The 14,716-nt window shown below is 54.9% G+C and carries 6 protein-coding genes; 4 read left to right on the top strand and 2 right to left on the bottom strand.

The annotated features are described in order from the left end of the window. Positions 1–3: 3 nt before the first annotated feature. Positions 4–3,711 carry a methionine synthase gene (gene metH, locus F6R98_RS07770; RefSeq protein WP_153248526.1) on the bottom strand — a complete coding sequence of 1,236 codons (3,708 nt, stop codon included), beginning with the start codon at positions 3,709–3,711 and terminating at the stop codon, positions 4–6. Between the two features lie 470 nt (positions 3,712–4,181). On the opposite strand from metH, the gene F6R98_RS07765 reads away from it, so the two are divergent. Next, the gene (locus F6R98_RS07765; RefSeq protein ID WP_153248525.1) at positions 4,182–6,431 is read left to right on the top strand and encodes a type VI secretion system Vgr family protein; all 2,250 of its coding nucleotides are present in this window, start codon (positions 4,182–4,184) and stop codon (positions 6,429–6,431) included. 104 nt (positions 6,432–6,535) lie between these two features. Here F6R98_RS07765 and F6R98_RS07760 read toward each other — a convergent pair whose 3' ends face one another. Further along, the gene (locus F6R98_RS07760) at positions 6,536–7,369 is read right to left on the bottom strand and encodes a glycosyltransferase family 2 protein (RefSeq protein WP_153248524.1); all 834 of its coding nucleotides are present in this window, start codon (positions 7,367–7,369) and stop codon (positions 6,536–6,538) included. Positions 7,370–7,589: 220 nt separating this feature from the next. Here F6R98_RS07760 and F6R98_RS07755 point away from each other — a divergent pair, with 220 nt between their 5' ends. The 3 genes from F6R98_RS07755 to F6R98_RS07745 all read left to right on the top strand — a co-directional run bounded on the left by F6R98_RS07755 (position 7,590) and on the right by F6R98_RS07745 (position 14,680). Next, the gene (locus F6R98_RS07755) at positions 7,590–8,804 is read left to right on the top strand and encodes a patatin-like phospholipase family protein (RefSeq protein ID WP_153248523.1); all 1,215 of its coding nucleotides are present in this window, start codon (positions 7,590–7,592) and stop codon (positions 8,802–8,804) included. 259 nt (positions 8,805–9,063) lie between these two features. Continuing rightward, on the top strand, positions 9,064–11,565 hold the full coding sequence (locus tag F6R98_RS07750; RefSeq protein ID WP_153248522.1) for a TonB-dependent receptor: 2,502 nt from the start codon (positions 9,064–9,066) through the stop codon (positions 11,563–11,565). Positions 11,566–11,779: 214 nt separating this feature from the next. Next, complete coding sequence (locus F6R98_RS07745; RefSeq protein WP_153248521.1) at positions 11,780–14,680, top strand: autotransporter outer membrane beta-barrel domain-containing protein; 2,901 nt, start codon at positions 11,780–11,782, stop codon at positions 14,678–14,680. Positions 14,681–14,716: the final 36 nt, after the last annotated feature.

Here is a 14,716-nt window from a genome sequence, read left to right as displayed (position 1 = left end):
ACCCTATTCCGGTTCATACGCCAGATTGGGCGCAAGCCAGCGCTCCGCATCCTGTTTCGACCATGCTTTACGCTCGGCATAATCGGCTACCTGGTCGCGCCCGAGTTTGCCGACATTGAAATAGTGTGCGCTCGGATGCGAAAAATACCAGCCGCTTACCGAAGAAGCCGGATACATCGCGTAATTTTCAGTCAAGCTGATGCCGGCTGCGGCCTCCACATCCAGCAGTGAAAACAGGGACGCTTTCTCGGAATGCTCGGGACAGGCCGGATAACCGGGCGCCGGACGAATCCCGCGATACTCTTCGTTTATCAACGCTTTATTGCCAAGCTGCTCTTCCGGCGCATAGCCCCAGAATTCGCGGCGCACGCGCGCGTGCAGCAATTCCGCGAACGCCTCGGCGAGACGGTCGGCCAGCGCTTTCAACAGAATGCTGCTGTAGTCGTCATGACTGGCGGCAAATGCATCCAGCCTGCTTTCGATGCCGTGACCGGTCGTGACTGCGAATGCGCCCAGATAATCGGGAATGCCCTGCCCCAACGGCGCGATAAAATCCGACAGGCAGTAGTTGGGCTGCCCCGGCGGCTTGACATGCTGTTGTCGCAAATTATGCAGGCTGGTCAGTACCTTAGAGCGCGACTCGTCGCTGTACAACACAATGTCGTCGCCTTGCGTTGCAGCAGCGAAAAAGCCGATCACCGCCCGCGCTTCCAGCCAGTTCTGTTCAACGATCAGCTTCAGCATCGCCTGGGCGTCGTTAAACAACGTGCGCGCCTGCTCGCCGACGACCGCGTCGTTCAGAATTTTCGGATAACTGCCCGCCAGCTCCCAGGCATGGAAAAACGGCGACCAATCGATGTACTCCGCTATTTCAGCCAGCGAATAGCCGGTAAAAACCCGGGTTCCGAGAAAAACCGGTTTCGGCGGCGTGTAATCCTCCCAATCACTGTGAAACGCGAGGCTGCGCGCCGCTTCCAGCGCATGCATCGGCGCCTGTTGTTTGCGTCCGGCGTGACGCTGACGCACCTCTTCGTATTCCTTGCGGATCGATGCAACATAGTCGTCGCTCAGCTCTTCGCTCAATAGACTGCCGGCGACCCCGACGGCGCGAGAGGCATCGGTGACATAGACCGTCGGCCCCGAGTAGTTGGGGTCGATCTTCACAGCGGTATGCGCACGCGAAGTAGTTGCGCCGCCAATCAACAGCGGTACCTTGAAACCCTGGCGTTCCATTTCGCGCGCGACATGCACCATTTCATCCAGCGAAGGCGTGATCAGGCCGCTCAAGCCGATCAGATCGGCCTGAACTTCGCGCGCAGTCTGCAGAATTTTTTCCGCCGCCACCATCACGCCGAGATCGATTACTTCGAAGCCGTTGCATTGCAGCACAACGCCGACGATATTCTTGCCTATGTCGTGCACGTCGCCCTTGACGGTGGCCAATACCACCTTACCATTGCTGGAGTTGCCTTGATTTCCGCCCGCCAGTTTTTCCGCATCCATGAACGGCATCAGATAAGCGACCGATTTTTTCATCACCCGCGCCGATTTGACCACCTGAGGTAAAAACATCCTGCCCGCGCCAAACAGATCGCCGACCACGTTCATGCCGTCCATCAACGGCCCTTCGATCACATGCAGCGGACGCTCAACCTGGGTGCGCGCCTCTTCGGTATCCTGCTCAATGTATTCGTCTATGCCTTTTACCAGCGCATGTTCCAAACGCTTCGCGACCGACCATGCCCGCCAGGCCAGATCCTCTTTCTTTTCCGCCTGAGCGCCGTCGCCGCGATAACGCTCGGCGATGTTCAACAGCCGCTCGGTGGCGTCGGCGCGTCGATTCAGCACCACGTCCTCGACCGCATCGCGCAGTTCCACAGGAATTTCGTCATAGATGCCGAGCTGTCCTGCGTTGACGATGCCCATGTCCATGCCGGCGGCAATGGCATGGTACAAAAACACCGCATGTATGGCTTCGCGCACTGTATCGTTGCCGCGAAACGAAAACGACACGTTGGAAACGCCGCCCGACACGCGCGCGCCCGGCAGCGACTGTTTGATCCGCCGCGTGGCGTTAATGAAATCCAGGCCGTAGTTATTGTGCTCTTCTATGCCGGTGGCGACCGCGAAAATATTCGGATCGAAAATAATGTCTTCCGCCGGAAAACCGATACCGGTCAGCAGGGCATATGCGCGATGACAGATGGCGATCTTGCGCGCTTCGGTATCGGCCTGTCCCTGTTCGTCGAACGCCATTACGATCACAGCGGCGCCGTAGCGGCGCAGCAGACGCGCATGGCGCAGAAAACTTTCTTCGCCCTCCTTCATCGAAATGGAATTGACGATGCCCTTACCTTGTATGCACTGCAAACCGGCTTCGAGTATTTCCCACTTCGACGAGTCGAGCATGACCGGCACGCGCGCAATATCCGGCTCCGATGCGATCAGATTCAAAAATCGTACCATTGCGGCCCTGGAATCGAGCATACCCTCATCCATGTTGATGTCGATGACCTGCGCGCCGTTCTCCACCTGTTGACGCGCCACCGCCAGCGCCTGTTCGTACTGCTGCTCGCGTATCAGGCGGCGGAACAGCGCGGAACCGGTGACGTTGGTGCGCTCGCCTATATTCACAAACAGCGACTCCGCGCCGATGTTGAACGGCTCCAGACCGGCCAGACGGCATTGCGGCGCAATCAGCGGGATCACGCGCGGCGGATAATGCTCCACCGCGTCATGTATGGCCTTGATATGCGCTGGCGTGGTGCCGCAACAACCGCCGATGATGTTCAGAAAGCCATGCTCGGCCCAATCGGCGATTTCCTTCGCCATCGCTGCCGGAGATTCGTCATATTGACCGAATTCGTTGGGCAATCCGGCGTTCGGATGCGCGGACACGCCGGTATCGGCAATGCGCGACAATTCCTCGACATACTGGCGCAACTGCTTCGCGCCCAAGGCGCAGTTCAGGCCGAATGAAACCGGACGCACATGGCGCAGCGAGTTCCAGAAGGCTTCCGTGGTCTGCCCCGACAAAGTGCGCCCGGAAGCATCGGTAATGGTGCCGGATATCATCACCGGCATGGTGTAGCCCAGGTCTTCGAAGAACTGCTCGACCGCAAAAATGGCCGCCTTGGCGTTCAGGGTATCGAAAATTGTTTCGATCAACAGGATATCTGCGCCACCGTCGACCAGACCGCGCGCCGATTCGTAATAGGCATCCACCAGACCGGAAAACAGCACATTGCGATAAGCAGGATCGTTGACATCGGGCGAAATCGAGGCGGTGCGATTGGTCGGCCCGAGCACTCCGGCAACAAAACGCGGCTTGTGCGGCGTTTTCGCTTCGATCTCGTCGGCGGCCTGACGCGCAAGACGCGCCGAAGCGACGTTGATTTCATAGGCAAGCGCTTCCATGCCGTAATCCGCCATCGCGACCCGCGTGGCGTTGAAGGTATTGGTCTCGAGAATATCGCTGCCGGCTTCCAGATAGGCGCGATGTATCGCGCCTATGATTTCCGGACGCGTCAACGACAACAGATCGTTGTTGCCTTTCAGATCGTGCGGCCAGTCGGCAAAACGCTCGCCGCGATAGTCCTTTTCTTCCAGCTTGTAGGTCTGGATCATGGTGCCCATCGCGCCGTCCAGAAAGAGTATGCGTTGCCGTAGAGCATCGCGCAGCAAGTGTGATCGTGATGATGTTTTAGTCATACGTGAAGCGGAAAAGTTGTAAAAGCTTGCGGGATGGACGGGGGCAAAATGCGCACAGCAGCGTCCAGTTGCTGACGAACGATCACCTCAAGACCCGGGATGCCACATGCTACGACAACGCCTGGGACTTGTCGATGCCCAAGCTCCGGCATATGCGCCATTCAGGAACTTCATCGCTGGTAACGAGTCTGTAGCTTTACACGCAGCAGCCGTCGTTAATTGAAGATGATAACGTAACCCGGCACGAGTGACGGCTTCGACCAGTTGTGTAAACGGCAACCGCTATCGCCCCTGCCGGCGGGCGTGATATTGACCGTTTTTGGCCGCTTTTCCTCGTCAGGACACTTGCTCGACACCGCCTGTGGCTTCCTGCCCGCCGGAGTGGTTCCCTCAAAATCCGAAAGTGAGTTTTTTTATCGAGAACCGCACGAGCACCGTTTTTTGTAAACACTAATGGAAGACCCTACTCAATGAACGCCTCCTTATTATCAGCCAATTTTCAAATCCGCTTTACTTTTAAAGCGGATAACTTTGCGGAAAACACCTTTTGCATCGTCCGTTTCGAGGGTGAGGAAGGCCTGGGCGAGCTGTATCGCTTCGAACTTTTACTGGCATCCACCGACAACGATATAGACGAGCAGAAGCTGCTGGGCAGGCAAGCCGTGTTTCGACTGAACGAAGGAGAAGAAACAGGTCGCGAGTCAAATCACGCCGTGTATTGCGGACTCGTGACCGCCTTCGAGCAATTGCAGCAGATTAGCGGATGGACCTTTTATCGGGCGGTGCTTGAACCCAGGCTCTGGCAACTCGGCAGTTTTCATCTGACCGAGGTATACCTGAACAAAACCATGAGAGAGCTTCTGGAAACCCTGCTCGCGGCCGGAGGACTCAGCCGCAAGGACTACAACCTGTCATTCCTGCAATCCGCGGGCTATCCCATGCAACCCTTCACCTGCCAGTTCAAGGAAAACTACCTGGTCTTTCTATCACGCTGGTGCGAGTATCTGGGCGTTTACTGGTGGTTCGCGCCTTCTGAAACAGGCGAACAAGTGGTGTTCGGCAACCACCTGCGCAATCATCCGGAACAGAGTATCGGCATGGTTTATATTCCCGCCGGAGAGCCGGAAGGCGTCGAAGGCAAGCTCCGGCGCGTACACAGTTTCAAGCTGTTTTCGCAACCGCTGCCGAAACAGGTGACGGTGACCAACTATTTTTACCAGAAGGCCGCGCTGCAAATCTCGGCGTCTTCCATCGTCAATGCGCAAGGCGTTGGAGAAGTGCGCTATTACGGCATGTATGCCGACAACAACGAACTTGCGCAGCAACTGGCCGACATCAGAGCCGAAGCGCTGATTTGCCGTGCACGCCAGTTCAGCGGAGAATCGACATCAACCGGACTGCGCTGCGGCTATTTGTTCAATTTGTCGAACCATTATCGCCCCAGTTTCAATCAGCGTTATTTGCTCACCCGGATCGCGCACCGGGGTTCGCAGGCAGGTCTGCTGCTCGATGGCCTGGGTATTCAGCTGCCGGATAACGAACTGACGGATACCTTCTATCTCGCCGACTTTTCTGCTATCCCGTCGGATATTCAATTCAGACCGGCGCATCGGCATCCCTGGCCAAAAATCGACGGAACGCTGCACGCCTTCATCGACGCCGAAGGCAGCGGCAAATACGCGGAACTGAATGAAAACGGAGAGTATAAAGTACAGCTGCCGTATGATCTGACGGAAAAAAATGCGGCCAAAGCTTCAGCGCAGATACGTATGGCGACTCCCTACGCGGGAGTAGACGACACCGGCGCGACTCACGGCATGCATTTCCCTCTGCATAAAGGAACCGAGGTCTTGCTGTCGTTCCACGACGGCAACCCCGACAAGCCAGTCATCATCGGCGCAGTGACCAACTCGGCAACGCCCAGCGTCGTCAACAACGAAAACCAGACGCGGGCGATCTTGCAAACCGCCGGGCAAAACAGTCTCGAATTCCACGATATCGAAGGACAGCAAGGCATACATCTGTTTTCGCCGACAGCGAACACCCGAATGAGCCTGGGCGCCCGCTCCCCCACTGCAAACGGCCTGCACATCGAAACCATCGGGAGCTTCAGCTACACTTGCAATAACTCGCTTTCCAATAACTCGGGTTCTTCGATCTCCAATACCTTGGGCGCATCGACGACCAATGTGACCGGAGCTACCACGGGAATATATGAAGGCGCTTATACCGCGCTTTACGGCGGGCTATACAACGAAGTTTTCCTGGGCGGCAAAACCAGCACCCATATTGCCGCCATACTGGAACTATCTTTAAGCACCAAGCTGGAAATAGGGATTGCCAATTCCACTCACCTGCATCTGGGCGGAAAACTCAAGTTCGTATCGAGTGAAACGGCTTTTAAGGAAAATGTGAACGAAGTCGTGGCAAACCAGTTCAAGGTCGTGGAAAACGACATTAAAGCAGTTCAAAACGATATCAAAACAGCTGAAGTAGCCATCATAACGGCGCAAAACGATATCAAAACCGTTGAAAACGAAATAAAAGCATCCCAGAACGACATCAAGGCCGTCGAGAACGATATCAAAACGGTTGAAGCCAGCGTGGAAATGACAAATGCACGTATATTTAACGTGGAAACAGACGTCTCTTCCATTATGTCGGCTGTAAGAGAAACGGGAATCGAAGTGCAAAGCGGAACCAAAATTTTGATGCCTTGACCTCGGAGTTCTATTCGATTTTTTAACGCATTCCCCCAGCCCAAATCGGGGGCAGGGTCTGACGGCATGGCGCCAACTCGTTGACTAGACAGGGACCGGAAAAGTCACCCGGCCTCCAGCTCTCTTTGCTTCAACACAATGAAATACTCATAAATGGAGCGCAACAGCACAAACACCAGACCGGCCCTGCCGTCGAGAAATCCGCCTTTCAAGATATATAATCCGAAAAACATAACCAGCGGCCGGCAAGGAAGACGGTAATACAGTTCTTTTTGATTAAAGCGCCGCACGTTCCGGTTTCTGGCGAAAACAGCGTCTACAATGCTGAAACGAACTGCGGTTTTGTGGTTTTCAACAATCTGCCTGGCTTCCAGGGTGCTGTAGTTATTGTGTTTGCTCACCCAATGGCTCATGCCTTTGCTATAAGGGAAATGTTTGAAATAAGCTTTAAGATCGCCAATTTCGCCGTCAACCTTGATCGCGGGATTGGTAAAACGCTCGTAGCATACGCGATCCGGCTTGAATAAACGAATGTTGAATGGCGTCGGCACCGCATGTTTCAGCCAGGTATTAAAGAGATAGTCCCTGCGTTGAACACTGAAAGCGACTTGTTCTCCGGCGTTTGCGACAGCTGCCCCGGCTTCCGCCGCGAGCTCGGGCGTCATGCGCTCATCCGCGTCAATTACGAATATCCACGGATACTTGAACGGAATATTACGCAACCCCCAGGTACGATGCTCGCCTTCATGACCGCCGAACGGCAGATGATTGTCGTAATCGCGTTGCGTGACGTGCGCTCCCGCGCGGGCAGCAATTGCAACGGTATCGTCGCTGCTATGTGAATCGAACACATGAATATCGTCCGACCAGGATACGCTTTGCAAACACCCCGGCAAATCGTGCTCTTCGTTTTTAGTGAGTATCAAAATAGAGATCATGAAAAAAACAGCTGTCTACCGTATCAAAATTGACGTGCAAGGATAACCTATCCGAGCCCTTTCATTCCAGTGGGTTGCCTGACGCTGCGCATTTTCATATACCTATGCTATAAACTACGGACGTTGCTCCAAATCCTGGAAGTAACGGCCTATATCCGCATTATCAAACGTATCGACTCAAAACATTCTCAGCAAACACTAGCGTCAACGGAGGAAAACCATGAACGAAACCGAACTCGCAACAAAACGTCCTTTCAGAATATTGAGCCTGGATGGCGGCGGCATACGCGGCGTTATTTCCGCACGCATCCTGCAGGAAGTGGAAAAAGCGATCCGGGAACAGTGCAACGGACAGTCTTTGACCGAGTATTTCGATATGATCGCCGGCACGTCCACCGGCTCTCTGATCGCAGCAGCCGTAGCTGTCGGCTATAGTCCTTCAACATTGGTCGACATTTACCAGAACGAAGGCACAAAGATATTTCCCTACCAGAAGCTGATGGACCCCCGACGCTGGAAGCTGCTGCTGCAAAATGGCCCGTCGGCGCCCAAGTTTTCCAATGAAGGTTTGATCGGCGTTATTCAAGGTCTTGAAAAATTCAAGAAAGGCGGCGAATACATCAAACTGAGGGACGTGGGCAGGGAAAGTCCCGAACAGGCGGTGCCGAACCCGATACTGGTGATCCCCGCTTTCGATACCAAATACCGTAATACCACTGTTTTCACCAACTATCGTCCCAGCGACAAGAAAAAATGGTATCTCGAACAGCCGCTCTGGAAAATATGCTTGTCCTCCGCTTCCGCGCCGACGTTTTTTCCTCCTTGCGAATTCACCAATACGGAAGCAAACGGCGAAGAATGGAGCTTCCCGCATGTCGACGGCGGCGTGACGGCGAATAATCCGGCGCTGTGCGCAATTTCGCGCGCTATCGAACTCGGTCATAAACTGGAGAACATCCAGCTGCTTTCCATCGGCACTGGGCAAAACAAAAATCCAATGGAGTTCAATGAAATAAAAGGATGGGGCCTCGTGCAGTGGGGCTTGCATATCTCCGACGTATTCATGGAAGGCCAGGCGGAAGTGCAAGGCAATATCTGCCTTAATCTGCTCGGAGGATTTAAATCCAACCGCTATCTGCGCCTGCAGTTCGATTTGAACAAAGCCTTTGGCGAAGCGCCCAACTATCTGGCGCGCGCTCCGATACTTCGCCCTGCAGAGCGTGTAAACACCTGGCTGAAAAAGCATCTTTCGGAGGCCATGGACGATGCCCGCAACGACTCCGTGGAAGCGCTGCTGGAGGCGACGAATGGCTACCTGGAGTCGGGCAACGTTTACGATTCGCGTTTCCAGCACTATGGCCCGGTTAAGGAAAATATTAAACAATTCGTGCTTGGCTCCACCGAGGACCGTGCCTGTTGCCAAAAACAGGCTTGACGCCCCGACGCAGGTAAAACCGGCGCCGGGGCGGCTTACACCTCCCGGCGTCAACCCGATTGAGTTTGCCGCTCAAATGCCATGCCCCTACTGCAATACTCAATCACCAGCGTCGCAATCATTCGAAAAGCCGCTGCGAATATCAAGTCTGCACAAAAAACGGACGGGTGAAATTCAGGAATTTTTCCTATAGGAGATAAATACGCTTTCCATTGAAAATACGGCTTATGTAACATTTTTTAACAGGCACGGTATTTTCATGCGTATTCCCATATTTCCGTTACGGCCTTTGCTGACGGCTTTACCGCTTTATCTGATAGTCGCGCCGCTGCACGCGGCAGAGAGCACTTCAACGGCTCCCCCGAAAAAGCCCGTTCCGCTATTCAACCGCTGGTTTTCAAATTCTGATCAACCCGCGAATCCGCCAGTTGAAAAAACAGCTCCGAGCACGGCGCCCGCAAAAACTGCAACTGTCGCGGAAAATGCAACTACTGCGAATAATGCCGGGCAGACCGAAAACACTACACCGGCACAAACGGAAAGTCTGGCGCCCGGACCGAACATTAATGAAAAGCCTCGGTCCGTGGCGGCAACGCATCCGGTTGATGCCTTCGAACTGCCCGAAGTCGAAGTCGTCGGCAACACTCCGTTGGGAACTACCGGCCTGGATCAGAAAAAGATTTCGGGCAACGTGCAGACCGCAGAAGACGAGGAAATTCATCGTCACGAAGCTTTCGACCTGCCGGACTTCATGAACCGCCGCCTGGAAAACGTCAATATCAACGATGTTCAGAATAACCCGTACCAACCCAACCTGACCTATCGCGGCTTCGAAGCATCGCCGTTACTGGGTACCCCGATCGGCATATCGGCTTATCAGGACGGCGTGCGCATCAACGAAGCCTTTGGCGACACCGTCAACTGGGATTTGATTCCGCAAATGGCGATCGCCAGCATGGAGATGATGCCCGGATCCAATCCATTGTTCGGTTTGAATACTCTCGGCGGCGCATTGTCGATCAGAACCAAAAGCGGTTTCAGTCATCCCGGCTTTCACGCCCAAGCCTATGGCGGCTCTTACGGACGCCAGGCTTATCAAGCCGAAATCGGCGGCTCGCATGGCAATTTCGACTGGTACTTTTCAGGTAATATCTTCGACGACAGCGGCTGGCGCCCTTACTCGCCCACCGGCGTGAACCAGGTATTTTCGAAAGTCGGCTGGGAGGACGAGCGTACCGACCTGGACCTGTCGTTTACCTTTGCCGACAACAATATGCAAGGCGTCGGTCCCACACCGCAAAACATGCTGCAGCAGAGCTGGACGTCGATCTATACCGCGCCGGATACGACGCAGAATACCATGTATTTCGCCAACCTGAAGGGTAGCCACAAAATAACGGACGAGCTGCAGTTGACCGGCAACGTGTATGACCGCAACATGACCAGCAACACGGTGAACAGCAACACCAACCAGAACTGCGCCACCTGGGTCAGCGGCACCCAATGCCTGGACGCTGACGGCAACCCCATCATTCCCGGATCGCTTGCCAATACCAATACGAAAACCAACGGCGTCGGCGTCAATCTGCAGCTGACTTCGAACTATAAAATCGCCGACCGCGAAAACCAGCTGGTAGTAGGCGGGGGGTACAACTACGGCTACACCAACTTCTCTCTTGCCTCCCAGGATGCCGTATTTACCTCGACGCTGTATGAAAATGCCGTCAGTCCGTTGAACACCAGCGTGATGATTAAAGGGAAGAACGCCTATTCCAATGTGTTCGCCACCGACACTTTTTCGATCTTCGACTGGCTGCACGCCAACGCCGCCATGAACTGGATGCAAGCGCAGGTGCAAACCAACGATCAACTGGGCACGGCGTTGAACGGCAACAACGTCTACGCGAGGGTAAACCCGTCGGCCGGCATTACCCTGAATCCATTCGATGCACTATCGCTGGATACGCCGCTCAAGGAATTTACCGCCTACTTCAATTACAACGAAGGCTTTCGCGCGCCGACAGCCGTAGAGCTTAGCTGCGCCGACCCCAACGCGCCTTGCTCCCTGCCGAACGCCTTTGTTTCCGATCCGCCGCTGCAGGCCGTGGTTTCGCATACGCTGGAAGTGGGAGCGCGCGGTAAATTCGACGAAGCGCTCAAATGGAACTTCGCGCTGTATCAGACACGCAATACCAACGATATTCTCTACTTGAACAGTCCGGGCGGTACTACCGTCGGCTATTTCCAGAATGTCGGCGCCACGCAACGCCAGGGCGCGGAGATGGGCCTGAGCGGCCTGGTGCTGGATACGCTGAACTGGTATCTGAGCTACGGTTTTGTCGACGCGACCTATCAAACCACGGCGGTGCTCAGTAATGCGCTGGGTTCCGAAACGGTTACGCCCGGCAACCGGATACCCAGTATTCCGCAAAACACCGTCAAATTCGGAACCGAATACGAAATACTCCACAACTGGTTCTTCGGCGGCGACTTGCAATACGTTTCCAGCCAGTATGCGCGCGGCGACGACCAGAATATTTATCCGCAAATTCCGAGCTATACCGTGGTTAACCTCAATACGCGTTATCTGATCACCAAGAATATCGAGCTGTTTGCAATGGGACGCAACATTTTCGATCAGCACTATGCCTCATTCGGACAATTGGGACAGAACGTTTATCTAAATAACCAATCGACCACATTCATGGGGCCGGGCGCGCCCGCCACCGGTTACGGAGGCATCCGCGTACACTGGAATTAAGCTGACTTTTCCAGTCGCTACGCTTTAAAAAAGGGCGTAGCGCTGAATAGGGATCGCACCGGATTCGATAGTGTGTGCAAGGGAGGCGTTTGCCTGTTTGGCGGCGCACTACATGGCAAACCGCTTTCGTACTCGGTGTTCTATGTAGCGTCTGACAAGCCATAAACACAATAACCAGGGTATCAAAACCCGTGTAATTACAGAGATTCGAGAAATGAAACACACATACCGCTCACCGTTGACTGTAATGGGAGGACTAGGCTCATCCATCGCTTTACTGTTGCTGTCTCCTGTAGCCCATGCCGCCTGTACGGCCAGCTCCGACGGTTTAACCACCACCTGCACCGGCACGATACAACCGAGCAGCAGCACCGACGCCGGCAAAGCCGTCAGCGTTTACGACGCAGCAGCGGCTTCGCCCTACTCGGCAACCAATTTCAATCCGAACCCGCCCACAGTGACCGTAAACAACAACGGCAACTTTCAGTTTATCAATCCCACTACGACCAATTTGTTCGACAAGGGCATCATCGGCGCCAATTATCCGAATACCGAAAACCCGGCCGCCAATAACTGGGTACTCAATAATTCAGGCACCATCAACCTGAGCACCAACAGCATCGCCAACAGACTGCAGTCGGTGATTTCCGACGGTCAAGTCAATCAATTTACGTTCAACAACACCGGCACTATCAGCGCCAGCCAAACCTTTTTCAGCGGCGTAAATTCTTCATTATTGCGCAACACGGTCAGCAGCGGCGTAAACACCGCCACCTACAACGGCGCAACGCTGAACCCGATTTCCGCGGTTTACACCGACGACAATACCAATACGCTGGTGCTGACCAATACCGGAACGATTAGCGCACAGGGAAACTTTGCCGCGGCCATCTACGGGCGCGCAGGCGATCAGACCATTGTCAACTCGGGTTTTATAGGCAACACCAATTGGGCCGCGAGCGACGCGCTGTATGCCGGACACTGGGCCATTGGCAACTTCGGTGGCGCGGAATTCCAGACAGTAACGGGAAGCAACCCGGATACGCCGATCTATAGCGTTTACAGCAGCGGCGGCCAAAACTACATCAATGTTACTGCTGACTCGCAAACCACCTTGACCAACAGCGGCGTCATCAAGGGCGATATCCTGATGCTGGACGGCAACCCGCTGACCATGGCGGCGGCGCTGGCAAGCGGCGGTCCGCTGCCGGTCGCCAACTCGGGTACCAATTCCGGACCACGCGACAGTATCATCAATAACAGCGGGACGATCAACGGCAACCTGTACCTGGGTTCCGGTTCGCATCAAATTACCAACACCGGCACATTGAACGGCAATATCAGCGTTGATCAGAGCCCGAGCCTCGGATCTTTTGCCGTGGGCATATCCGGTACGCAGGCGGGCACCTGGCTCAGCGCGGGGACATCGGTCACAAGCACCAACACCAATCAGGCGTGTCCGGCAATCGGCAGCAACACCGGCGACGCATCATGCGCCCAATCCACCAATGTCCTGGCTTATTTTGTCGGCAGCCGGATATTCAATCTCGGCAACAGCGGGACTTTGACGGGCAACGTCAATATCGCCAACACCACGACCGCCAGTCAGATTACGATCGGAACCGGCATAACCAATAGCGCAAGCGCAGCCGGTTCCACGCTCAATGCGCCCAGCACCGCAACGGCGATACAGGGAACGCTAACCATCAGCGGCTCGGCCGGCACCGGCAACATTGCGTTCCAGCCGCTCATTCAATCCAATGTCATCGTCAAGGACAATACCTGGTTCGAGATTGCCAACAGGCTGGGCGGCAACATCCTGAACGCGTCCAATATATCGCAACTGGCTTCCGGCGCCGATACCGCCATGCTGTCGTGGACGCCGGCGCTTAATACCAACGGCAACCTGGTACTGGGCGCGAGCGTTCGCGATGCTTATACCTTATCCGGCATTACCAGCGGCGCGGCCAACAGCTTGAATGCCTTGATGGGGTATTCCGGCAGCAATAACGGGCTGTTAACCCTGGGTAATCAGGTTCAGGCCTTGACATCGGACGCTTCCGCGCTGGCTGCAGGCGAGCAACTGCGTCCGGAAATCAATAACGCGACGAAGCAGACCATTTTCAACGTCAGTAACAACCTGATGCGCATCCTTGATAACCATTTGTCCGAAGGACATATGGCCGGCTTTATGGGGGCGGATTATAATCCGGTCAATCATGGCAGTGAGGCCTATCGCACCCTGGGTATAACGCCGGGCTTCTGGCTTGAAGGCGTGACATTCCACCAGAATCAAGGTACGCGCCAGGGCGTCGATGGCTATCAGGGTTACAGCAACGGCTTTGCGGTCGGCTTTGACACCCATCTGGGCGAGGATGACGAGTGGCTGCTGGGCGCGATGTTCAGCACCTCGCACGCCAGCATCGGCGCGTCCGGCGCCAATGCAGGAAACTCCACCAGCATCGGCACCAATCAAGGGTTTATTTATTCCTCATGGAAACCGGGCATCGCCTATTTGACCGGCATGGTCGGCGTAGGCGGCAATCAGGTTAGCGGCAACCGCACCGTCTTGACTCAGGGCCTGAATTCGAGCAGCAATGCTATGCAATATTCCGCGCGCGTGGATAGCGGAATCCCGTTTCAAACCGACTATGCGACGCTCATCCCCGTGGCCTATTTTGCCTATACCCGTGTCAATCAGGGCACCTACACCGAATCGGGAGGCAGCGCCGCATTGCAGGTCAATTCGACGTTCATGAACTCCGCACGCTCCGGTTTGGGTGGAAAGGCCGTCGTGCCGCTGTATGAAGGTACGGTGCTTGGATCGGAAGGCGTCATCGAAGGAGCTATCGAATTCAGCGCGCTGTGGTCGCACGAATTTGCCAACACCAACACCTATACGACTGCGAGCTTTGCCGCCGCGGGCGACGCGCTGACATTTACCGTACCCGGTATCGGTCCAGGGCGCGACAGCGGCTTGCTTGGCGTAGGCACACGGTTGAATTTTGCCGAAACTGAAGAAATCAAGCCCAGTGTTCTGCTTAATTATTTTGCCGAAATCAAGGATCAGTTTTCAAGTCAGACCGGCATGATACAAGGAAGAATCGATTTTTAAACCTGTCTCGCTTCGCGCGACGTAACTGTTCGGTCA

Source organism: Candidatus Methylospira mobilis, assembly GCF_009498235.1.
GTDB lineage: Bacteria > Pseudomonadota > Gammaproteobacteria > Methylococcales > Methylococcaceae > Methylospira > Methylospira mobilis.
The sequence above is the reverse complement of the archived record's forward strand: the minus strand, read 5'-3'. Positions and strand labels throughout refer to the sequence as shown.